Here is a 25,222-nt window from a genome sequence, read left to right on the forward strand (position 1 = left end):
TCTATTAATTTTATCTGCTTAATGGTAACCAAACTGACATTTCAGAATGCCCACGATTACCCCAGGCAAAGTAAGGCACTAACCTGATCGGCGTTATGGTATTTGATTTATTTATCGGACGATAAAGCACATTTTTCCAGTCCTTATTTTCAATTAGCTGCGCATCGCCTTCCAGACTCATCATGTCTGCCCCATCAATTTGCATAGGACTTGCCTTTAAGCTGATCTTAGCAGGTATGAAAACATTAAAGATCCGCTTACCTGGCAGATCCGGAGATTCCAGACAATAGACAACCGGTCCACGTTTAATTGCCACCAGGTTTCTATTTTCTTCTACAAGCGGATTTGATTCCACTAACTGTGCTTCCATCGGCAATACCAGTTCTATCTGGTCTCCTGCTTTCCATTGGCGATTCAGTTCCGAGTAAGTACCTGGGGTTAACACCATGTTTTGAGTTTTTCCGTTGACCTTTACAGCTGCATTAGCTGTCCAGACTGGAATACGAAAGAACATCGAATAAGGCTTATTGTCGGTTGTTTTAACACTGATCTTTATATTACCATCCCATGGGTAATTCGTTTCCTGAACAAGGCTCACTTTCGATCCATCATTTAAACTTGTCTGGATGGTATTACCACCATAAAGATTGAACCATACCCCCTTATCTGAAATACTATAGGCATAATCACTTACCTCAGCTATGGTACGCACAACGTTTGGCGGACAACAATTTGATAAGCCAATGTAAGGTACCCGATCTTTAGACCAGCGTTGTTTAAACGGTAAATCATCCGAATAGCTTAGCGGATTGGTATACAAGAAGTTTTTACCATCCAGACTAATGCCAGACAACACACTATTGTATAACGCCAATTCCATCACATCTGCATATTTAGCATCCCCCGTAATTTGAAGCATTCGCCAATTCCACAACACATTACCAATATTTGCACAGGTTTCATTATGGGCTGTAAAATTTGGCAACTGGTAATCCCTGCCAAAGGCTTGATGGATCTTTTGTACTTCTGTTGGATCATAAGATGTCCCATCGGGAGATGTACCGTCATATAAAGAACCACAACCACCCGTAATGTACATCTTGTGTTGATTTACATCGTCCCACATCAAATTCAGTGTATGCATCAACGAATCGTTACCAGTTTCAGCATATAGATCTGCTACACCGGCATATAGGTAGTTTGCCCTTACCGCATGTCCCATTGCTTTAGTTTGTTGCAAAAATGGTATCCTATCCTGGTTATCATCCGTGCCATCTTCAATTTTCCCTTTAATGGCAATCAAGTGTTTAGCCAACTCCAGGTAACGAGGCTCTTTAGTGGTTCGATACATTTCAATTACCCCCATGTAATGAGAAGGGCAAATGGCATTTCTAGCCAGTGCTGGCGATGCCTTCTGATAAAAATTGTACAAATATTCTGTAGCTTTTTTAGCGACATCCAATAAATTAGTTTTACCTGTAGCCCTATAGTGCACGCAGGCGGCAGTCATCAAATGACCAATATTATATGCCTCAAAACTTAACCTGTCCTGAAACTGATTTTTTGACCCGGTCTTCCGCTGCTCTATCATAGCCTTGGTATAGATATATCCATCTTCGCGCTGCGATTTTGCGATCACAGCAATGGCTTTGTCCATCTTAGCCAATAGCTTTGGATCATTCGTCGACGCATACATACTGGCCATAGCCTCCAGTGTTTTATAATAATCGCCATCATGGAAGGATGGCCCCTTATGTGCTCCTGTATCCAGACCGGCAGCAATTTCAAAATTCTTAAAAGCATGACTGATGTGCTCATCATTATAGATATCCCACATATTAGGAACCATTGTTTCCTTTGCTACTTTAAAGCGATCCGCCCAAAAACCTTTAGTCCAGGTCACGTCTTTCATATTCGGACTATGTAGTTTAGCGTGGCTACTCTGTTTTGTATTCACCAGGCTTTTCTCTTGCGCTGAACTATTCAGGAACAGAAAAATCAATGCAGAACAAGTACTGTACAACAAAACTTTAGCCAACTGTACTTTGATCCTTTTCATATGTATCGGTTTTATAGTTCGATTTAATTGTATCAATTATTTTATGGTCTGGATCGTTACCGGGCCCAATAACCCTGCCTCTAGTAAAGGTTTCCCTTCCAAACGATAAGGTGCTGTAGTTCTGGTAATCCGTTTATTTTCCGGTAGGCGCTGATCTCCAATCAATCTATTTGCCCAGGTATTACTTACTTCAATGTCAATTACATTGTTCCCATTTTTAAGCGCCTTACTGATGTCTACCCGGTAGGGAGGTGTCCAAACTGTCCCACAAGAAACTCCATTTACCTTTACCTCTGCTATATTCGCTACTTTGCCCAAATCCAGCCAAACTTCAGCTTGCTTGTTTCCTTTAAACCCGAAATTTTTAGTATATACCGCAGTACCTGAGTAATATTTGACAAGAGAATCTGCACTTGTACTCCAATCCTGCAGTTCTTTAAAAATTATTGGTTTTGAAGGGCCACCATAAGCAACATCAAAGCTCACCTTCCATTCGCCTTTTAATGTTTCAGAAGCGTTAAACACTGTAAAGTTAAGTTTACCTTCAACTGGTTTTGCAGGTTCAGCATTACGATCAAAGATTACAAAAAGGGATGCATTAGGCTCCAGTTTAGTCTGCAGCTCCAATCTCCCATCCACCACAGACCAATTTTCTGCTTTCCAGCTTTTGCCCGAAACAGCATCATAGAATTCCGGTGCAGTTTTTAGATCAGCAACACGGAATGAAAAATCTAGCGAACGCGCTTTATCTAATTGATTGGCTATAAAATAAATATCTTTATTTATAGTCTTACGGTGGGTATAAGCAACACTTTTTGCATAAGCAGCTTCTCCGCTCTCCGTAATAAGTAAATCGCGTTCAAGTCCCAGCGCATTAAATGTTTCATCCTGATAAGGCCCTATAATTACCCTTCCCTCACCAACTTTTCCTGCAGTCCACAATTCATCAACAACCTTCTTGAACTCAATTTCTTCCACCTGTTTTAAACCCGCCTGATAAAGTGGTTTCTCATTCAGTAATACTGTTGCTCCTCCTTTTACCAGAGCAAGCAATTGCTTTACTGTTTCAAAGTTCATGTATTGGTAATTGGGGTCCATAGCCGTTCTACCAGGAATGACCAATATGGCATAGCTAGCCCCACCTATAAACACTACCCTTTTATCTTTTACTATTGCAGTACTTAATACATCAGGGTTAAAAGAATCATAGGCATACCCACGAAGCGGGTTTACCCAATTTTCAGGATCAGCCATATTTGCAGAATGTGTAACTCCAGCAGGTATTTGCCTTAATGGCTCCCCGGAATTCAATAGTCTGATTCGTTCCTTTTCAACAACATCAGATCCAAAAATCCCTGGTAGCACAGCAACAAGTCGGTCGGGCAATACAGATCTTCTTGGAATTTCATCACCGGTAAATACTGCTACATCGACTACCGGATTTCCCTGTTGTAAAAGTGACTGTGCTCGTTCTGCATAATTTATCCATGCTTTACCGGGCTTCCACCAGGTCTGGTCACGCTGAAAATACAAGCCCACACCATCCAATGTCATCCCCGGTTTCCTGTCCATCCATGGATTATGGGTAAACACATGATAAACCAGTTTATTTACACCCAATGCATAATTTCTATCCTGCAAAGTTTTCATATTTCCCGGATGCTCGCCCCAATCCATACGTACCGTAGTAAATGCTTCTGCCTGAATGATCTTTTTACCATAAATATGTGCACCTGAAATGGCATCCAACATATCATTGGGTTTGTCGTGAGTCGGACTGTTTAACCAAAACTCTCCCATCGGCATATCTACCGTTTTATAATGCATCAAGCCATCACTAACCATAGTTGGTGCAACACTTTCAGCAGTAAATGCCAGTCCTTTCTCTTTGGCTAATGCCGCCAATGTTTTATAGAACTGATCCACCACCAGTTCAGCAATCGTTCTGCGCAAATCATAGAGAAAACCTTCAGAAACGGTTGCACTTTGTACAGGAATGCCGACCATTACAGGCAAATAAGGCATAAGGTCGTAACCCCGACGCTTTTTAAATTCTGAGGCAAACAGTGACGACCAATTCTGACTACCACATTCCCAACTGTCTATGTAAAACACACTCAATACTTTCGAAGCGATCTCAGGTCCACCACGTTTTAAAGCTTCACCATACCAGCTATCAAACTGCAATTTCGCAGCTATTGGATTAAACTTATCGCTTTCCAAACCTATGCCGCCTCCACCTGTGGCATTTTTATGACCGGTAGAAGTGTGTCCAATTCTCAATATCGTCCAGTTTCCTTTAGGTGCTTTCCAGTTTAAACTGCCATCAGCATTCAGTTTACCTGTTAAATCAACAATTTGATTTAAAGGCACACAAAGTTGATCAGGAATCTGAGTTGCAGTACTGCGTTTACTGATGCGCCATACCGCAGCTGCTTTTCCTTCATATTGATTAATTCTTGTTTCAGCAGAAAGCTCCAGATTAACCAGTTTTAAAGATGGTTTCCATTTGGCGGCATCAAGATCTTCTGCTCCCGGTTCAGATCCTTTCTTATCATACACAAATCGGTAATACTTTGCTGTAACCGGAACTATGGTATGGGTTACATCGGCATCTGTATCTTGCCAACCATGACGAGGTGGCTCTAGCCGTCCTACAGACTTAAATACCTTACCATCATCGCTCACCTGAACATCCAATCGTTCTGCCTGATAGTTGTTACCATTAGTTCTAACCATAATCGTACGTGTGGTAAACGGTTGGGCAAACTCATATTGAATCCAATAAGGCTCGCTACTGCCAAAGCTTTTTTTGTTGCCCGCTTTGACCAGTCCACTGGCATCACCACCTGTACTTGTACTTACTTTTGGAATTACAGTTTGTGTCGAAATACATGTCCCTTCTGGTGAAGGATAGGCATAAACAGCAATGTCTTTATAATAACCTTCAACCGTTTCTGGTTGTGCTAAGCTTAATTTCGTTTGGGTACCACCTTTAATATTCAGTTGTGTAGAGACTACTTTTTGCATAGATAGCTCGGGGGTAATCCAGGGGCCGCCGGCAAGTGCAAAACCGTCACTAACATGCATACCCATCTTTAGATTTAACCTTTTAGCCTCCTCCATGGCAAACTTTACCATATCCCACCATTGTGGACTCAGCTGTTCTGCCGGAGGCAAAAATAATGGCGGATTGGTAGCTCCCTTGATCGATACCAGGTAAGCACCACCTATTCCGGAAGCTTTCATTGCCTCCAAATCTGCGGTAATACCAGGCTTGGAAACACCTGCCTGCATCCAGTACCACAATACCCAGGGCTTAGCTGTTTCGTTTTGCTGTGCATTGGCGACATACCTGCAAAGGCTGCAAACCAATAAAAAAAGAAAGAATGTCTTTTTCATCATTTACTGGCAATCTTGTACCCTTTAAGACCAAAAAATAAAATGATCAGGAAACAAACCAATGGTACACTGTAACCGATCTGAATATGGTCGCCGTTCATGTCAATCAATGTTCCCATTGCATAAGGTAAAATTGCACCACCAACTATTGACATGATTAACCATGACGACCCCGCTTTTGTATCTTCCCCAATTCCCTCTATTCCTAATGCAAAAATAGTTGGGAACATCACCGACATAAAGAAACCAATCCCCCCTAAAGCATATACCACATAAGCTCCTTCGCCTAAAATAGCTACCAGACACAAGACCGTGGAAATAACCGCGTAAATAGATAAAAGCTTATGGGAAGCAATAAATTGTAATAAAAATGTTCCCGCAAAACGACCAACCATAAACAAGGTGCCATACATAGCCAGATAATTCAATGCCGTATGTTCATCAAAACCTCCGCCCTGTTGCGCCATTCTGATAAAAAAGCTGGTTACACATACTTGTGCACCTACATAAAAAAACTGAGCCACAACCGCCCATTTCAAATGCTTATGTTTTAATGCACCCAGGAAGCTACCACTCGAGATACCATCTTTGCTCTTCGTTTTGATCTCCGGAAGATCCATAAAATAGAAGATCACTGCGACCAATACGAGCACTGAACCTAAAATGATATAAGGCAACTTAACTGAAGATGCTTCGGAAAGGAAATAATCCATCCGAACTGAATCGGACATTGCCGCCAGCTCTTCTTTAGTATGAGATTTACCTGATAAAATAAATTTGCCAACAAACGAAGCAACCATCGCAGCCGATCCATTAAAAGCTGCAGCCAGATTAAGTCTACTGGTGGCCTTTTCTGGACTGCCCAATACTGCGGCATAAGGATTAGCTGATGTTTCCAAAATGGTTAAACCACAGCCGATAATAAACAGTGCGATTAAAAAAGTAGCATAAGAAAGCTGATTAGCTGCCGGTACAAACAGGAATGCACCTAGAGCAAAAACAAGTAAGCCGCTAATCATGCTGGCTTTATAACCCCATTTCTTCAGTAGCATCCCTGCCGGGATAGCCATCAGAAAATAGGCTAAAAACACAGAGGTATCGATTAATGTCGATTGACGATTATTCAAATCGCAGGCCTTTTTTAAGTGCGGAATTAACACAGAATCCAGGTTATGTGCCATTCCCCATAGGAAGAACAAACTTACAACAAGGATAAATGGCACTAAATACTTTTTGCCTGTGGTCGTGTCATCTTTGATATGGACTGCAGGGTTTGCTATGGCAATTGCTTCCGGTTCTGTATTATGGTTCATATTTTAGTTTTAGGTTGGTTCTTAATAAGGCTTTATTTCTTTTTTACAAGCAGCAGGTGGTCACAGACCAATACAACTTCTCCGTGTTGATTTTTAATTTCTACATGCTCTGTTACCGTTCCGTATTCCGGCTTTTTAGCTTCCGCCTTTTCCGAAATGGTAATCTCCGAATGAATGGTATCTCCAATAAATACAGGTTTTACAAAGCGCAGGCGATCATATCCTTTAGAAAAAGCTTCAGGATTAATTTCCGATGCTGTTAATCCAATGCCAATGCTAAACACCATCGTTCCATGGGCAATTCTATGTTTAAATGGTTGGGTTTTGCACCATTCTTCGTCCATATGATGCGGAAAAAAATCTCCTGTATGCCCTGCATGAACTACGAAATCTGTTTCTGTAATCGTACGCCCCAATGTTATCCTTTTCTCTTCTAACTGGTAATCTTCAAAAAATATTGATTTAAAATACATGCTCTTTTACTACTTTATTTATTATTCAACTGCTCGCTTACCCTTACGCCACCTTTATCGCTGCATAGGTAAGCACTTTCTACCACGGCCATCGTATTGATCACATCTTCCACGCCGGTATGGAGGATATCAGATGAACCTTCCTTAAACCGCATTAAGCTGGCCATCGTACCGACAAATGCCTCTGGAAACCAGGACCCTTCCAGTTTCAGTTGCTTCCACACAGGCTCTTTTCCTTCCTCCAGAAAGCAATATTCAAACACATCAGGAACGCCATGTGGATAATCCATAAGCAGGCCCATTTTAGCTTTTATTGCTCCTTTTGTTCCCTCCCATTTAATGAAACACTCCTGATTATGCGGCCCAAAATCATGATCATGATTGGTATTGATCACCGCATGCATGGTATCTCCGTAATCCATTAAAATGGTAGAACGTGAAGATGAAAGTGTTTTAGCAGGATGCTTTAAGGTCTTCGCCATTACCGTTTCCGGATTCCCTAAAAAAGAACGGAGCATATCAACATAATGGATACTATGATAAAGAATTTCCAGGCGTGGATGTACCATCACATGCGGAAAAATCTCCCATGGCGTTTTAATAGTTACGCGAACTTCCATATCGTATAACTCGCCAATCATCCCCTGTGCTATCATATACCTTGCGGCACTTACAAAAGGCGCAAAGCGAAGCTGAAAGTTAATCGCTGCTACCAGTTTTTTCTGCCTGCATAGCTCCAGTATTTCTTTAGCCTGATCAAAACTGTCGCCCATCGGTTTCTGGATTAGCACTGCGGCTCCATCTGACAACTGCGCCAACACCTCCAGATATTGCTCTGGCATTATCGTCAGGTCGTACACCGCATTTTCAGGTGCATTTGCTACTGCTTCTGCCACCGTATCATAAACATGAGGGATTTGAAAATCCTCTGCCAATTTCTCTGCTTTTGCTCTTGTCCGATTTACAATTCCATAAACAGTGAAACCTGCTTTTTTATAAGCCGGAAGATGGGCATCGGCTACAATACCACCAGCACCTATAATAATAATGGGTTGTATAGTTTCAGGCAGCTGAGGTTGATATATAATATTCATATATGCTACTTATCGATTAAATTAATTTTATCCTGAGTTGTCTTTACAATTTCAGCGACAAGTAATTCTGAGTTTAGGGTGCTTAACACCATTTCATCAATTAACGATGCAATGTCTGCCCAATTGTGCTTCTGTGGCAATGTTCTGGCACTTTCATGCAGCTGTTCGAGCTTATGGTAATAAGGGACAATTTCGTTTACTTTTCTGTCTTTCCAGGTCGAAATCCGGCAACCAATTCCTCCTTCAAGGGTTAATAGTTTATCATTTTCCTCATTTACTGCAAAGCGGATAAAATCGTAGGCTGTTGCTTTATACTTGCTGCCCGAACCCACTGTATATAACCAGTAAACGTTTAATGATGCTGATTTACTGCCCGGAGAAGTAGGCAATAAGCCAACTTCTACCTTTCCTTTTACAGCTGAAGCCGGATCTACCTCACAAACCGAGGCAAAGCCAAACCAGTTGATCATCATCGCTACCTCTCCCTTCGCAAATGCAGCACCGGCCTGTACAGAATCAAAATTCACTGAACCGGGATGTACCGCATTTTTATCTTTAACGATCTCCCTGTAAAACTCAAGTCCTTCGATAGCTTGCTGTGTATTTATATTAACTCTGCCTTGTTCATCCACAAGTGTTCCACCGCGACTCCACAATTGCAGGCAAAAATCAAACACGGTATTATGGCCATCAGGATAACAGGCAAATACACTTCCATATAAATTTTGCTCGGGATGGTTAAAAAACCGGGCCACCTGTTGGAAATCGGCCCATGTTTCGGGTACAAATAATGGTTTTCCGTATTGAGCTAAATAGCTTTTTTGGGCCTCAGGATCATCAAACAAGTCCTTTCTGTAAATCAGACATTCCGGTCCATCATGAAATGGCAGGCCCACAATTGCTTCGTCAAATTGCTGCGAAGCCAATAGTGAATTACTCCATCCATGTGGAAATTCCGAAGGAGAGTTTGCAGTGATAAAAGGCTTTAAATCTTCGAAAGCACCATTCGTATACCCTTCATACAACCAATCCGTATTGATATGTGCTACATCCCAATCACCATTTTTAAGACCATCCTGCTTTAGTGTAGTTTCATGAAGTTCATGCAAGTCTAAAGAAACCAGCTCTGCCTTTAATTCACAACCGGAATAAAGACAATATTGATCCCATACTTTTTGCATGGCAGATTCAAAGGGGCCAAACTTACGTAAGGCAATTCTGAATACTTCATTTTTAGTCATGGATGCTTGATTTTATATTAATAAACTGGCGGATGATTTGTTCATTATCCTGCCCCAATTTAGGCGAACCTTTGGCTGAAGTTAACAATTCTCCATCAATCCTGATCGGACATCTTGTAGTCTGATACTGATAGCCATCACTCATTTCCACTTTCTGGATCATGTTTAAGGCTTTAAACCCCTCATGTTCCATCAGTTGCTTCCAATTCAACACATCTGCACACCATATATCTGCAGGCTCCAAAATTGACAGCCATTTTTCTGTAGTGCCCTTCAGCAAATGATTTGCGAGAATAGGTTTAATCTCATCACGTTTATCAAAAGCTTCGGCAGGTACTACATATTTCTTCATTTCTTCGCATTGCAACAAATCGGCTAAAACAGGTATCGATCCCATAGCCAGTGCTATATGTCCATCTTCAGTTTTATAAATACCATAAGGTGCTCCTAAATACGCATTTGCATTATTCTTCGCCGTTCGTTCAGGAAGGGCCTCTCCTTCGTTCATAAAAGTGGTAATGGTTTCAAATTGAAAATCATAAGCAGATTCGATCATGCTCACCTGTACCAAGGCCCCAACCTTACTTGTTATTTTACGAAACAAACAAGCTAAAATGCCTTGGGCAAGATGCGAGCCAGCAAGCATATCTACAATAGATAAACCCATTGCTACAGGTCCACTATCAGCATTACCACTTAACCAGGTTAAGCCCGTGACAGATTGCAACAACAAATCCTGTCCAGGTTTTCCCTTACCATCAACTTCCACACCGTAACCAGAAAGTTCCCCATAAATGATATTTGGATTGATCTGTTTTACAGATTCATAATCGAAACCCAATCTTTCCATCACACCGGGACGAAAGTTATGGATCATCACATCCGCCTTTGCCAAAAGCTCACGTACCATTTGACAATCCCGCTCATCTTTTAAATTCACTTCAAAACTTTCCTTATTGCGATTGATGGCATGAAAGACAGAAGATTCTCCATTCATGATCACATTAGAAGTGTACAAAGTGCGACAAATATCACCTACACCTAAACGTTCTATTTTAATTACCCTTGCACCCATGTCGGCCAACCGCAGACTTGCAGAAGGACCTGACAGAAACTGGCTAAAATCAACTACTAAATATTCTTCAAGGGTGGTCATATACTATTTCAATTCAAATTCTTTGTTAATTTTCTGGTTGTCCGCACCAATTTTAGGTGCTGCTTTGCTGGCAAATAATTTACGCCCATCAATCTGCAAGGGTGCTCTTGTAGTATCCAGTGTTCTCTCATTACCAAGATCCAGCTGTTGCCTCATCTCCATATTTTTAAATACTTCGAGTTCTGTTGCTTCTTTATAGTTCAATACTGCGGCACACCAGATATCATGAGGTTCCAATACCTCTAGCCAATGTTGGTTGGTATTGGTTTTAAAAGTCCGTCCCAGCAATGTGATCAGCTCATCCCTGTTTTCAAATGAGTCTTTAGCATTCGTATAGATTGCAGAAATATCACAACCTATCAGTTTACTGATCTTACTCAAATCCCCCATTGCAAGTGCAATGTAACCATCAGCGGTTTGATAGGTTCCATAAGGAGCACTTAAATAAGCGTGTCCGCTTCCTTTCACTTTACTCCTTTTCGGTAACTGTCCACCATCGTTCAAGTAAGTAGTCAACACCTCAAACTGAACATCCAATGCGGATTCCAGCAGACTTACCTCTACCAATACACTTTTATTTGTTTTTGCCCGCTTAATTAAAGCGGCAATAATTCCCTGTGTGAGGTGATTACCACACATAATGTCTGTTACCGACAATCCAAATGGCACCGGACCTTCTTCGCTACTGCCCGATAAATGGGTTAATCCCGAAACTGACTGTACCAACAAATCCTGCCCTGGTTTACCTACCCAAGGTCCTTCATTTCCGTAGCCTGTTACTGCGGCATATATAATTTTAGGGTTAACGGTTTTTACAGACTGGTAATCCAATCCAATTTTCTCCATTACCCCTGGTCTGAAATTATGTGTCATTACATCAGCTCTGGCGATCAGTTTCCGGATGGCATCTAAATCCTCAGAATTCTTCAGATCTGCAGCATACGATTCTTTATTTCTATTGATGGTATGAAAAAGCAAACTATCCTCATCTACAAAAAGATTTTTGATGGCCAGTTGTCTGCAGGCATCACCTTTTATCGGACGCTCAATTTTAATGACACGAGCGCCCAAATCAGCCATCTTTAACCCGGCTGAGGGGCCTGCTAAAAACTGACAAAACTCTAAGACCAGTATTCCTTCAAGTGGTCTTCTCATGATAATATTAAGCTTCGTGATTCAACATACAACTTGTTCATCTGCTCCAGCACGCGTAATTCCGATCCTCCCTCCATCAGGTAATCTCTTACGATATCACCAGCATGATCCTGAAAAAACATGTGTCCATGGTAACGTGGGCGAAGAAAGGCACGTTGCAAAGCAGGCAAAGTATTGGTAAAGAAATTGCTTGATTTGATGTTCACATCGGTAGCAGTCCATGAACTTAAATGACCTGGCTGACCGCCATTTTCGAAGAAAACGCTTTGTTGACAAGCAGGGGAAGCTACATAGGCTGCATATTTAACCGCCATTTCTATATTTTCTGAGCTGGAAGACACAGCCAATCCCGTACCGCCTAAAGTACTGCGTAAATTGGTTTGCCCATCTAAAGAAATCATATCATGAAAATGCAGCAATTTACGTGCATAACCATTTCTTGAATAGTTGGAATAGCCATAAGCAAAAGGGCAATAAGCAATGTCATCGCTTAAGGTCATGGCCTCGTACACTTGTATGGGATTTCTTTTAAAATTATCTCTGTGAATTTTTGAAGCCAGTTCGCGGTACATTTGCAAAGCTTTTACACCAGTTTCCTGCGAAACGATGATGTCTTCTTGCTGACAAGGATCTTCACCAAGAGAACAGCAGAAAGTATAAAAATTCATCAGCACATCAATGGGAATTCCTGCAAAGGCAACTAAACCTTTATTAGCCAGCTTAAGCAGATCTGCAAAAGACGCAGGCAACTTAAAACCATGCTTTTCTAACAGATCAGGTCTGCTTGAAGCTACAGGAGTAGCAGCATCAATGGGCAAAGCCCATTGGTGACCATCATAAGAGTAACTTTCAAACGAATGTCCAACGGTACTTTTGCACTGGTCATCTAAATAGGCTTTAGTCAGATAAGTATCCAATGGAAGGATAGACTGCATTTTAGCGGCGAAGCCTGCCCAGGGATGATCGATCACCAACAGATCAAAATGCTGTGCCAACTCTTGTATTGAAAAATCAGCAAATTGCTGTAAACTTCTTTTCTCCCAGGTAATTTCTACCGATGGGTTTAACTCCGAAAACCGTTGTGCCGTGGCCACCATGGGCACAAAGCCCCGGCTATGGTTCCATGTTATTCCTTTTAAATTAATCTTGTCACTCATGACCTCTTTTTACTTTATTCCTTTTACGCTAATCCATACTTCTGAGGGTTTAAGCCCTGCAGATGTCGCTATTAATTTTATTTTTCCTGCTTTGTTTTTAGCCTCTACAATGGCCAGACACAAGCCACGATAAGCTTTTCTATATTCCGCTTTAAAAGGCTCCAGACTAGCCTGAAAGCCATTATCAACACCTGCAATTGTACCCTCACCTTCCAGTTTAAATTGTACCAGGTTATCTGCATCAGGTACCAGGTTTCCTTTTGCATCCAAAATTCTTACGGTAACAAAGGAAAGATCCTTTCCATCGGCCGCAATTTGATTTCTATCTGTAAGCAATTCTATTTTAGCCGGTTTACCTGCAGTATTAATCTCCTTAACCAGTACCACCTGACCATTCTTTTTAGAAACAGCTTTTAAAGTACCCGGTTCATATTTTACCGACCACACAATGTGCAAGTCTTCTCCCTGTTTGGTTCTCTTTCCTAATGATTTTCCATTCAAGAATAGTTCTACTTCATCTGCATTGTTGTAATAAGCCCACACATCGACCATTTTACCGGCCGTCCAGTTCCAGTGTGGAAACAGATGTAATACTGGCTTGTTTGTCCACTCACTCTGGTACATATAGTAGGCATCCTTTGGAAATCCTGCCAAATCAACAATGCCAAAATAAGAGCTTCTGGCTGGCCATGGATATGGCAATGGTTCTCCTAAATAATCAAATCCTGTCCACACAAATAAACCTGAAACATGGTCGTACTTTTTAGCCTCCTTCCAGGTTTCTTCATGTGTTGAACCCCAGTAGGCCGATACATTATCATACGACGAAGCTGCAAATTCGGCGTTACCTTCTGTAAATTTCGTTTTGCCATCTTTTGGCCAGCGACGGATACTATCAGATGGCATTTCATAAAAACCACGGGTATCTAAGGAAGAGGTTGTTTCTGTAGCCAGGAACTTCTGTCCAGGATAATTCTTCGGAAAATCCTTATACAGTTTATGGTTATAATTCAAGCCGTATATATCCAATACACCTGCCTGATAAATAAAATTCTTCTTTGCATCGGTTTCTGTAAGTGCGGATAAAACCGGGCGGGTAGTATCCAGATCTTTTACCAGTTTCACCAATTCTTTAGTGATGGCTAGGCCAGTACTGTCAAACTGCTCACGAATTTCGTTTCCTATGCTCCATAAAATAACTGAAGGATGGTTCCTATCGCGTTTAACCATATCCTGCAGATCGGAAGCATGCCATTCTGTAAAGTTTAAGTGATAATCCTTTGAGTTTTTCTTCTTCTTCCACATGTCAAAAGCCTCATCCATCACCAGGAAACCCATTTTATCGCAAAGATCAAGTAGTTCCGGCGCTGGTGGATTATGCGCCGTGCGAATGGCATTACAGCCCATTTCCTTTAGTATTTCAAGCTGACGCTCCATTGCCCTTATATTCACCGCAGCCCCTAAAGCACCTAGATCATGGTGCATACAGACACCTAATATTTTTAGATATTCATCATTCAGCGTAAAACCTTTTGCTGCATCAAAATTAAAATAACGAATCCCGAGTGGCGTTTCGTAACTATCTAACAGTTTTTTACCTACAAATAATCGGGTTACTACTTTGTATAGATGAGGTCGGCTTACTGACCATAATTCCGGGTTGTTTATTGTAGCAAACTGTGTGACTTCGGTAAGTGTGTCTTTCAGCATTACATCCTCCGTTTTAGCAGTAGCCACAAGGTTCCCTTTTGTATCAAAAACCTGCGACTGTACATCAACCTTCCTTTTTAATTTATCCTGATTTCTGACCGTAGTCTTAAAGCTTACTTTAGCTGTCGCTTTACTCACCTCCGGTGTACTTACAAATGTACCCCAATGATCCACGGCTACCTTTCCAGTAGCGCTTAACCAAACGTTACGGTAAATACCAGATCCGGAGTACCACCTCGAATCAGGCTGTGCTGAGTTGTCTACCCGCACAGCGATGACATTCTTACCAGCCTTTAAATATTTTGTCAGCTCATATCGAAAAGAGCTATAACCATACGGGCGTTTGCCCAGCAAATGATCATTTATCCATACTTCACTGTTTTTATATACGCCATCAAACTCGATGAATATGTTTTTTTGCTGCAACGCAGCAGGCAAAGTAAACGACTTCCTGTACCAGGCGATCCCCGTGGGTAATCCACCTCCTTCCGGCTTTGCCGGGTTCTTTTCATCAAATTTCCCTTCAATACTCCAGTCATGTGGCAAGCTCAGCTTTCTCCAGCCTAAATCATTAAAATCCGACGATTTAGCCTCAGCATGATCTCCTAAAAAAAACTTCCAGTCCTGATTAAAACTTTGGTGTATACGAGACTGACTACTGGCTTTAAGGCCAACAATCAATATCAGAAAAAGCAATACCAGGTTCTTTCTTAACGTCATAATTTAAAATTCTTTATTTAACATTGCCCGAAACAAAGTCAAGCTTACTCTTCCCTAAATCTTTAGAAGTGGCCACCGCAATACCACGCTGATCTTTTTTATTTACAGCACAATAGAAATGATAAACTACTCCTTTATATTTTAAAACGAATGATTTATGGGCATACAGTTCATCATAAGGCTCAGAGGATTGGATCAGGTTATCTCCCGTCCAATCCGTCCAGTTTACCAGATCATCAGAAGCCGCAAAACGATTAAATGAGCCTTTTCTATCCTGCCAGAAAGCCCCAAAATAAAACATCACCCAGGTATTTTTAATCTTCTGAATCACACCGTCTCCGGTAATACCCACAGGATGATGCACTACAGGATCTTTACCAAATCTTTTCCAGTGTAACATATCATCAGACACTGCCATACCAATCCGCTCATACCATCTTGTTTTCTTATTGTTTTCCAATGAATCGCCAACAGCATTGTAATACATCACAAAAGGATGTCCTGTTAGCCTCTTTTTATCTTCAATTACTGAACTTTTAAAAAGCTTATGACGGTTTTCCCACCATCTCACATCTTTATCAAGGGCACTTAAGATAGGTTCCGGCATCCTGGTCCACTCTTGTACCACCCAAGGCTGCTGATCAGTATAAGCCATTCCGATTGATAGCGGTTCTGTTTCATAGCCCTTTTCCTTACCTCCGAAATAAGACATCCAGTATTTACCGTTAAACTTACCCAGTTTATAATTACCACCCCATTTGGTATCTGTTAAAGCATTGTATCCAGCCTTTTGATTATCATCCCATTTACCGGCATCACCAAAGGACATTAAACGCCCCATATTTTCCCAACTCAGCAGATCACTGCTTTTAGCCAACCAAGTTTCATAGCCTCTTCCACTATAAATCAGGTAAGTCATATACCAAAATTTTCCTTCACGAAAAATTGTAGGACAGTCCATTTTATGCTGCTCATCCTCCGGTACCATCACCAATCCGTATTTATAAGGTGTTTTAACCTCCTCATAAATCTCCTGCATCTTAGCTGACGGAATATCATTTTTCGGCGACTGCGCTACAGCAACCGACGAAACCAAGAAAGAAAAACCTAAAACCTTTATCCACTTCATGATTAAACCTATTGTGCTTTAAATTTGTAACTACCCGATCCGATCTGCAATACTGCTCTCCCCTTTTCGTAACCTATTAATTTAATTCCTGGATTGTCCTTTACAGGAACATTGTTTTCTGTAAGTTGCTGTTTTTCCATTGCCGGAATGGAAACGGTAGCTATTGTGTTTGTTGGTATAGTGACCGACAACTCAAATGTCTGGTTTGTTTTTTTCCAGTCCGAAACAATCAAACCATATGGAGAAAGATAACTGCCCTTTGCTGAGGTCAGATCACCAACAGGTTCAGGATAAATTTTAATATGTTTAAAGGCAACGGATCCTTCTTCCTGTCTAATTCCCGCCAGCCCACTGTAAAACCATTCCATAATATGGCCCAACATAAAGTGATTATTGGATACTTCTGGCAATGCAGCCCAGGATTCTGTTAATGCTGTGGCACCATGTGCCAATTGATATCCGTAACCCGGCACATCACTCCTGCTGTTCATATCAAATATTACATCCGACCTATTCTCTTGTTCCAAAACCCGCAGAACGTAACGATAACCAATATCACCTGCTGTTAAAGCGTTATTTCTGTCGCGGATGTCCTTAATCAGATTAGCCAACACCTTAGCTTTATATTCTGGCTCAACCAATTGCATATAGATGGCCATGGCATTGGCTGCCTGACTTCCTGTAGCATATTGCCCGGTTTCTTTATTAAAAAAAGTGGTGTTAAAGGACTGCTTCACCGCAGCAGCGAGCTTACCGTACTTTTCTGCATCTGCAGGTTTACCCAACAAGCTTGCCATTTTTTGCATCAGACATAAATCATAATAATAAATGGCTGTACCTGTTACGCCCATTGGGGTTTGCTGTGAAACACCTGGGCGTTTAGGGCCAATATCATACCAATCGCCCAAACCCTGCTTTAATATATTATTTTCTGCTTTAGTTTGTAAATAAACAATATAGCGTTGCATAATAGGGTAAGCGTTTTTCAACACTTCGGTATTACCATACCATTCATACAAATACCAAGGTAAGATAATCCCTGTACTCCCCCATTCAGGAGAATCACGAAACATATCACCACCCCAGGTAAAATGAATGTATTCAGGGGCAACTTCCGGAATCAGTCCATTATCCAGCTGGGATGTAATTACATCATTTACGATTTTATCAGCTAACGTAGCCACATCATAATTATACATGACCGATGAAATCATCAAATGCGATTCTTCCAGCCAACCTAACTTTTCACGGTGCGGACAGTCCGTAAATACACTGGCCATATTACTTTTTATGGCCCAATCGATCAATTTATCTGTTTGATTGAAAAGTTGATTTGAGGATGTAAATCCTCCTACTCTAGCGGCTGCATTACGGGTATGGAGACCTTTTAATTCCAGTATTTCCGGCAAGCCTTTTGGCTTGCTATTTCCTGTAGGCACTGCGCCTCTTACTTCCAGGTACCTAAAACCATAATAGGTAAAACGTGGCTGCCAGATTTCTTCCCCTACACCTTTTAATACATATTCAAAATAAAATGGGCTTCCAGTTGGTTTCTGGTTAACTTTTCCATCTTTAAGTAGTTCCCCTGGATAAATCCTGATGGTATCGCCCTTATTGCCTTTTACTTTTAAACTAATGATACCCGAAGCATTTTGTCCGAGATCATATACCCATTCCGTGGTAGAGATTTTAGTAACCTTTTGTGCACCGAAATTTTCAAATACCTTAAGTGGCTCTGCCTGTTGCGATCTGATGGCCGGTGGCCCATCTACAATTAATACATTTTTCCATTGTGCATCTTTAAAAGATGGTGAATCCCAACCTTTCTGCTCCAGACGCGCATCGTAATCCTCTCCACCATATATACTGGAAAAGGTAATTGGTCCAGGTGTTGTTTTCCAGCTTTGATCACTGATGATGTTTTCTGTAGTCCCATCTTTATATTCCAGCAACAACCTACATATCATTTTTGGGTAGCCAAATGCAGGTTTCGACTTTCTAAACCTACCCTTTACCGGAGGCACATAATAAAAACCATTACCCAACATTACGCCAATTGTATTCGCTCCCTTAAGCAAGTCATTCGTCAAATCAAAGGTTACATACAGCGCTTCCTTATCATATTTTACCCAACCCGCATCCAGAAAGTGGTCACCTTGCTTTTTGCCGTTCAAACTCATCTCGAAATGTCCCAGGCCACTGATAAATAAACTGGCTTTAGCTACCGGCTTTTTGACGGCAAAATCCTTTCTTAAAAGCGGCAACACATTACTTCCCAAATAAGTATCCTTTTTATTATCTTTTGGCAAGACTGTAACATTAGAATCTGCCAATTTCTCATAAGCAATCCATTTGGCATTCTTCCAATCTGCTGTTGTCAAAAGTCCCATTTGCCATTTGGCAATTGTAGCCCAACTTGAAGCATTGCCTTTATTGTCCCACACCTTTACTTTCCAGTAATAGGTTTTTCCGGCCATTAAAGCTTTACCTGAATAATTTACCTGCAAAGATTTACCAGAACCTACCTTTTTTGAATCCCAGACATTGCCGATATTTTTAGTTAATAAAGTAACATCGTCGGCTACAAGAATATGATAAGCTGATTGTTGTATATTTCTTTCGGCAGATGCTATTTTCCAACTTAATGCAGGTGCAGCTATTTCAACCCCTGGTGGGTTAGTTCTATAGTCACACCGCAAATCGTATACACTTAAATTTTGTGCAAAAACCGGTATAGTGAAAAGAAATAAACCAAGGAAATATAATAGTTTGCTCATTCAGTTTATAAGATTAACACCTGTTATAACTAAATTAGTTTTTTAGTTTAAAGATTAATAAGGTATTGGGTTTACAAATGGTTGTTAATTCAAATATAAATATTTATTTCAAATATGAAAGTGTATATTTAAGTATCTTTTTATTAAATCTACTACAGGAGAATGAATAAAAAGCATTTAGTATGTTTGTCAATTAAAAAAGTTACTCGCTTGTTTTTATGAAGGATAAGGAAATGAAATACCAGGCCCCGGCATTGGATAAAGGTTTGGACATTCTTGAATACCTCTCTGCTCAATCTATACCGCTTTCTCAGACAGAGATAGCTACAGGTATAGATAAAAGTCCAAATGAGATTTATAGGATGTTAATGAGCCTGGAAAGTAGAGGCTACATTTTAAGGGACGAGGTTTCCGGGAAATACAGGCTTTCACTAAAACTATTTTACCTTTCGCATCGGCACTCGCCTGTTGATGAATTGCGCAAGGCCGCACAATATCCACTAGAAGAACTGGCTAATGCAGTGATGCAATCTTGTCACCTTAGTATATTATATATGAACCAGGTAATGGTGATTATTCACGCCAAAAGCCCGGGACCGATAGCACTATCTATTGAAGAGGGAAACCTTTTTCCTTTGCCTTTAACTGCTTCCGGAAAAGTATTGCTTGCCTATATGCCTGACGCTGAACAGGAAGTTGTGTTGAATAGCAATGATATCTATCAGGCATACCCTGAAAAGGAAAAGAAAAAGTTCTTAGCTTCTTTACGGGAAATTCAAAGTAAAGGCGCCTACATCAGGACCAGTGATCTTGCTGCAGGAGTAGTTGATGTATCCGTTCCTATTGGTCGCGGAAGCACCGGAATTATCGCTTGCTTAACAATTTCAAGTCTTACCGCCTTAAATGCGGATAAGGATATGGATAATGAGGATATTTTGGTTGAGGCGATTAAGTGTGCGAAGAAAATTGAAGAGCGGATTGGGATTTTAGCATTGTAAAATAAATTAACTTTTGAAATTTGTGTTTCTCTACTAAAAATAGATTAAATTACCAGTTACGTAATTTAATAGCCATGACAGAAAACACAAGCCGCTACATTGATCCACTAACAGACTTTGGTTTTAAACTTTTATTTGGGAATGAACCCGATAAGGACATTCTTATCGAATTTTTAAATACCCTCTTTCAGGGAGAAAAGCACATTGTAGATATTACCTATAGCGCTACTGAGTATAGTGGGAGTTATACTAAAGAGAAAAAAGTACTCTTCGACCTCACCTGTACCGGACAGGATGGTGAGCAATTTATTATTGAAATGCAGAGAACCGGACAAAAGTTCTTTAGGGATAGATGTGTATTTTACATGTCAAGACTAATTAGTGCGCAATTACCAAAAGGAAAAGACTGGAATACGCCATTAAAAGAAGTTTACCTGATAGGCATTATGGAGTTCCAGTTCAATAATGTCGATAGCAACTACCTGCATAATATCGCATTAATGAACACAGATACCGGCAAAGTATTTTACAAAGGCATGGGCTACAAGTTCCTTGAATTACCTAGCTTTGATAAGCTCGAGCATGAATTGGAATCTGATCTGGACAAATGGTTTTACCTGTTAAAAAACTTAAGCCGTCTAAATAAAATTCCTAGCTTCCTGGATAAAAGAGTATTTCAAAAGATTTTTAAAATTGCCGAAGTGAGTAAGTTAACCAAAGAACAACGCGAATTGTATGAATCAGACATAAAAGCTAAATCTGATTGGAAAGGTGGTATGGATTGGGCTAAAGAGCAAGCTGCGGAGCAAGCAGCAGAACAAACTCAGCTTAACATTGCCTCTGCAATGAAAAAAGAGGGCTTAACGAATGAACTGATCGCAAAACTCACTAAACTTTCAATTGAAGAGATCGAATTGATCACCCTTGGGTAATCAATTCGTGATTAATAAAAGCCCCTGCTTTACCTCCAGCAGCTACTGCAGCTGAAACCGCACGAAACTTACTCGTGTTATCACCTGCAGCATATACACCTGCGATACTTGTTTTTTGGAGTTCATCTACTTGCAGATAGCCCATTTTATTGAGCTCGCATCCCATTTCTTTTGGAACGACACAATGTTGCTCAAAGGGAAGTCTTGCATATAGTGCCTTTAAGGCGTAGCGACTACCATCACCAAAGATGATCTGATTTAAGGAACCATCTTTATGCTCAATCTCCCGCAACGGTTTTTCAATTACATCTATTTTCAAGGCTGTTAGCATTTGCAGCTGTGCTTCAGTTAATTCTGATCGCCCATTGGTAAAAACAGACAATTTCTTTGTCCAGTTATTAATCAGAAGTGCCATTTCATGAGCGGTATCTCCATTGGCTAATATCCCTGTAACCTGATCTTTAAATTCATAACCGTGACAATAAGGGCAATGAATAACAGATATCCCCCAGCAATTTGCAAAACCTGGAATATCCGGCATCTGATCTTTTACCCCCGTACTAAATAGTAACTTACGTGCTTTTATTACTTTACCAGAACTCGTAAAAACGTCAAAATTATTGTTTTCTCCTTTTACTGCAGTCACCAAATCCGCTAGAAATTCTATTGTTGGGTATTGCATCACTTCAGATTTTCCCAGTGCAGCTATACCCACTGGTGTGTTACCATCCTGGGTAAGAAAATTATGTGAATGCGGTGTCTGACTGTTACAAGGTTTTCCACTATCAATAATCAACACATTCCTTATAGCCCTACCTAGTGCTAAAGCAGCTGACAGACCGGCGTAACTTCCACCAATGATGACTACATCATAATTTTGGTTCTTTTTCATTCAATATTATTTTGCAACAAAGTTGCAAAATAATAAACACAGCGCAAACAACAATTGCAACATTGATGCAATAAAATTCAATACCGCTATAAAGTAAATATTCTCTTATAATTTGTTATTTTTATATAAATCCAGCTTATCTATGAATTACCTGCTCCAATCCTTGTCTCATATCATTAGCTACGCCAGTATTGCCATCATCTGTTATGGCGCAGCACTTGGAATGTTTAAATTCATCCATAACGAATTGAACCGGTTTAGAAATTCCTTTTCACTAGCTAAAACTGTTCAAATCAAAATAGAAGTAGGTTATTATTTATTGTTAGGCTTAGAATTTCTAATTGCATCAGATATTATAGATACCATTCTAAATCCTTCATTTGATGATTTAGGAATATTGGCCGGAACTGTAGTCATCAGAACAGGCCTATCCTTTTTCCTGAATAAAGAAATTGAAAACATTGCCGAAAACAAACCAATAAAGGAAGATAAAGACGAATAAATATTACAATTTTACCTGAATTATTTCAAATTCACTGTGACTTCCTGCTCTCTCTGGTCTCTGAATAGTTTAAGTTTGACCATGTTCTTAGATTGGGAAAACTGTCTTGCCACAATCAGATCTTTCACCGTTAGCACAGGAAGGTTCGCCATTTGTAAAATCACATCATTAGGTTTTAACACATTGTACATTAAACTGCCTTGGTCTATCTGGATTACCAATACACCTGTTTCGGCCGACATCCCTGTCGCCGACCTTTCTGCAAGAGTAGTGAGATTTTTAACCTTTACACCTGCAAAATCATATATAGCATCTTCCTTCCATACCAACGATACCAACTTTGGGATGGCTACTTTTTTAGCCTTTGTGATTAAATCCTGCGATACTACTCCAAAATTCATCTCAAAATTCTTAAATCCTACACTAAAAGCTTTTGATCCTGCTTTTACCCGATAATCCCCCCGTCCTGCATTAACAAACTGTGCATCACCGAATACTGAATTTGCATCTGTTCCCCATGCCTGTGCTTTTTTTAACGAAGCCGCATCCGGGAAGAGATTATCATCCACCTGTTTCCCCCAATCTTTAATTTGAATTGGAAAGTAAACGGTGCTGACAATATTATGTTTAAATACATCGTTGCTATTCTTGAACCATACATGAGGATGAAAAGAATTATTAATCATGATATTATTCTCCACTACTCGCTTAAATCCTTCTCTAAGTTTTAGACCTCCCGCAAGACATACATTATTTTTGATAATATAATTGGAAGAGCCATCATCCAAGTCTATATCCCAGCCATGATCACACCTGAATCTATTGTTAAAAAGCACTGTAGGTTTCATCGCATCCAGGAAGATCAGTTCCGGATGACTAGCTGCAAGACTATCCATTACCACCCGCTTAGGATGCCAGAACCTATCCCTTCCCCAAGAGTTAAAAGCACCATGATCCCCTGTTTCCAGTACTGTATTAAAAACGTCATTATATTCGATGTTATGACCTCCCCAAGTCCCCTCATTTACATTAATACCTGCTCTTGGGACATTATAAATGGTATTATGACTTACTTTAATATTTTGGGCCATAGAGATCTGCACGCCAGCCGTCTGCTTTTCTACCTGGCCAATGTCATGGATCAGGTTGTCGTAAATCGTACATTCTGATGGAAAATTATTACCGATCGGACCTGACTGCATATCTATATCTTTTAACTCCACGAATTTATTGTATTGAAAAACAGGCGAACGCACTGCCTTCGGATCACCAACAAACACTACAGCATTGCCCCCCGAATTATATATATGATTACCGGAAAAAGTATGTTGTTTATTGTAATTACTATACACCAACACATTCCCTCCCAGTTCATTAAATACGCACTTTTCTATGTTAATGTGTTTAGCTCCTTCAATAGTGATGGCTCCCTTACGATATATGGTCCAGTCGCTCCGTAGTAAAGGCTCGCTGTTTTTCATAAAAGTCCGCAGCGCGTGATTAAAAATAAGCCCTTTTATACTGATGTTTTCTACAGGCTTTTCAGCTGAACCTTTTATTTCCAGTAAACTTTCCAGTTGAGGTGTTTCAATCAAGGCGGTCGACAGATCCCTATTGGTCTTTAAGTAAAGCTGTTGGTTGTGTTTGTCAAAATACCATTCATTCAAAGTATCCAGCTCTTCAAATACATTTTCTATAAAACGATATTGCTTGTGCATAGCAGATGGCCGGTTGTTTTGCCAGCCACCTTCCATTTCTAACTCAGATCCACCTTTTCCCTTAATCCGATAAGCAAACCCACCCCACATACTAGTTTGCATTACGTGAAGATAAGCTCCTTCAGGATTTTTCCACTTCTGAATATGCTCATGACTAATCACGTCTGCTGCAGTACCATTAAAAGGCATTTTTCCCTGTTGATAATTAGGGTAACGCGCCATTTGCATCAATACACCATTTACATATAGCTGATCAAAGATTAATCCTGGTTGAGGAACTTTTGCCTGATAAACGCCGTCTTTTTGTGCCCAATTTAACTTCAATTTACATGAGCCTTTAATATATACTTTTTCTTGTTGATATGCTTGAATAACTAGCCCTTTGCCTTGAGCGCGGCTATCATCTGAAATAAAAATGATAGGTTGACTTAAATCATAAGTCCCCTTTCTTAGGAATATATTTATCTGCTGCGTTTTAAATTTTCTAGCTTCCATCTGTGCCCTATATAGGCTGGCAAATGGACTAAGCAATGTCCCTTTATTCTTATCATTTCCTTTTTCAGATACATATATATCCTTTCCGTGAGTAGAAGTAACCACTATCAAAAAGCTAAAAAAGAAAGTAATCGCTAGTTTCATTATCCTAAATTGAAGATAATCATTCAACATCACTTAATATATATTGGCAGAGTATTAAACAATTTAAGCTCCTATATGAGCTTCTTGCCAAAATCATTTAACAGATTGCTTATAAAACAGTAAACAAATTAATACATTATATTGAAATTCAACCT

The 25,222-nt window shown here is 40.2% G+C and carries 17 protein-coding genes; 3 read left to right on the top strand and 14 right to left on the bottom strand.

Annotation, left to right across the window (positions count from 1 at the left end; genetic code table 11):
- Nucleotides 1-10 precede the first annotated feature (10 nt).
- From P0Y49_12775 to P0Y49_12830, 12 genes are read right to left on the bottom strand one after another with little or no spacing between them, the layout of a single operon-like run.
- Nucleotides 11-2,059, bottom strand: coding sequence for a glycoside hydrolase family 127 protein (locus P0Y49_12775; protein ID WEK17670.1), 2,049 nt, complete (start codon nt 2,057-2,059; stop codon nt 11-13).
- A gap of 36 nt (nt 2,060-2,095) precedes the next feature.
- Nucleotides 2,096-5,464: a glycosyl hydrolase gene (locus P0Y49_12780; GenBank protein ID WEK17671.1), complete on the bottom strand. Its 3,369-nt coding sequence runs from the start codon at nt 5,462-5,464 to the stop codon at nt 2,096-2,098.
- Nucleotides 5,461-6,774 (bottom strand): L-fucose:H+ symporter permease, encoded by a 1,314-nt coding sequence (fucP, locus tag P0Y49_12785; protein WEK17672.1) that lies wholly within the window; start codon nt 6,772-6,774, stop codon nt 5,461-5,463. Before fucP ends, P0Y49_12780 begins: the two co-directional genes overlap by 4 nt.
- Before the next feature lie 32 nt (nt 6,775-6,806).
- Nucleotides 6,807-7,247, bottom strand: a complete 441-nt coding sequence (locus P0Y49_12790; protein WEK17673.1) for a MaoC/PaaZ C-terminal domain-containing protein — start codon at nt 7,245-7,247, stop codon at nt 6,807-6,809.
- A 14-nt stretch (nt 7,248-7,261) separates the two neighbouring features.
- Complete coding sequence (locus P0Y49_12795) at nt 7,262-8,341, bottom strand: Gfo/Idh/MocA family oxidoreductase (protein ID WEK17674.1); 1,080 nt, start codon at nt 8,339-8,341, stop codon at nt 7,262-7,264.
- A 5-nt stretch (nt 8,342-8,346) separates the two neighbouring features.
- Nucleotides 8,347-9,582, bottom strand: a complete 1,236-nt coding sequence (locus P0Y49_12800; GenBank protein WEK17675.1) for an extracellular solute-binding protein — start codon at nt 9,580-9,582, stop codon at nt 8,347-8,349.
- Complete coding sequence (locus tag P0Y49_12805; GenBank protein WEK17676.1) at nt 9,575-10,738, bottom strand: CaiB/BaiF CoA-transferase family protein; 1,164 nt, start codon at nt 10,736-10,738, stop codon at nt 9,575-9,577. The genes P0Y49_12800 and P0Y49_12805 overlap by 8 nt, the downstream gene beginning before the upstream one ends.
- Before the next feature lie 3 nt (nt 10,739-10,741).
- The gene (locus P0Y49_12810; GenBank protein ID WEK17677.1) at nt 10,742-11,893 is read right to left on the bottom strand and encodes a CaiB/BaiF CoA-transferase family protein; all 1,152 of its coding nucleotides are present in this window, start codon (nt 11,891-11,893) and stop codon (nt 10,742-10,744) included.
- Nucleotides 11,890-13,050, bottom strand: coding sequence for an extracellular solute-binding protein (locus P0Y49_12815; GenBank protein ID WEK17678.1), 1,161 nt, complete (start codon nt 13,048-13,050; stop codon nt 11,890-11,892). Before P0Y49_12815 ends, P0Y49_12810 begins: the two co-directional genes overlap by 4 nt.
- Nucleotides 13,051-13,059: 9 nt before the next feature.
- Nucleotides 13,060-15,480, bottom strand: a complete 2,421-nt coding sequence (gene galB, locus P0Y49_12820; protein WEK17679.1) for a beta-galactosidase GalB — start codon at nt 15,478-15,480, stop codon at nt 13,060-13,062.
- A gap of 13 nt (nt 15,481-15,493) precedes the next feature.
- Nucleotides 15,494-16,609, bottom strand: coding sequence for a glycosylase (locus P0Y49_12825; GenBank protein WEK17680.1), 1,116 nt, complete (start codon nt 16,607-16,609; stop codon nt 15,494-15,496).
- A gap of 8 nt (nt 16,610-16,617) precedes the next feature.
- Nucleotides 16,618-19,386 (bottom strand): glycoside hydrolase family 78 protein, encoded by a 2,769-nt coding sequence (locus P0Y49_12830; GenBank protein WEK17681.1) that lies wholly within the window; start codon nt 19,384-19,386, stop codon nt 16,618-16,620.
- 218 nt (nt 19,387-19,604) lie between these two features.
- Between P0Y49_12830 and P0Y49_12835 the strand changes: the two genes are divergently transcribed.
- Both P0Y49_12835 and P0Y49_12840 read left to right on the top strand, forming a co-directional pair.
- On the top strand, nt 19,605-20,384 hold the full coding sequence (locus P0Y49_12835; protein WEK17682.1) for an IclR family transcriptional regulator: 780 nt from the start codon (nt 19,605-19,607) through the stop codon (nt 20,382-20,384).
- A gap of 74 nt (nt 20,385-20,458) precedes the next feature.
- Nucleotides 20,459-21,316, top strand: a complete 858-nt coding sequence (locus tag P0Y49_12840) for an Rpn family recombination-promoting nuclease/putative transposase (GenBank protein ID WEK17683.1) — start codon at nt 20,459-20,461, stop codon at nt 21,314-21,316.
- On the opposite strand, the gene P0Y49_12845 is transcribed toward P0Y49_12840, so the two are convergent.
- The gene (locus P0Y49_12845) at nt 21,303-22,208 is read right to left on the bottom strand and encodes an NAD(P)/FAD-dependent oxidoreductase (GenBank protein WEK17684.1); all 906 of its coding nucleotides are present in this window, start codon (nt 22,206-22,208) and stop codon (nt 21,303-21,305) included. The genes P0Y49_12840 and P0Y49_12845 overlap by 14 nt on opposite strands.
- A gap of 142 nt (nt 22,209-22,350) precedes the next feature.
- On the opposite strand from P0Y49_12845, the gene P0Y49_12850 reads away from it, so the two are divergent.
- The gene (locus P0Y49_12850; protein WEK17685.1) at nt 22,351-22,710 is read left to right on the top strand and encodes a DUF1622 domain-containing protein; all 360 of its coding nucleotides are present in this window, start codon (nt 22,351-22,353) and stop codon (nt 22,708-22,710) included.
- A 20-nt stretch (nt 22,711-22,730) separates the two neighbouring features.
- Here the strand turns inward: P0Y49_12850 and P0Y49_12855 are convergent, their stop codons facing one another.
- Nucleotides 22,731-25,067, bottom strand: a complete 2,337-nt coding sequence (locus P0Y49_12855; protein ID WEK17686.1) for a PDZ domain-containing protein — start codon at nt 25,065-25,067, stop codon at nt 22,731-22,733.
- Between the last annotated feature and the right edge of the window lie 155 nt (nt 25,068-25,222).

The organism is Candidatus Pedobacter colombiensis, assembly GCA_029202485.1.
Lineage (GTDB): Bacteria > Bacteroidota > Bacteroidia > Sphingobacteriales > Sphingobacteriaceae > Pedobacter > Pedobacter colombiensis.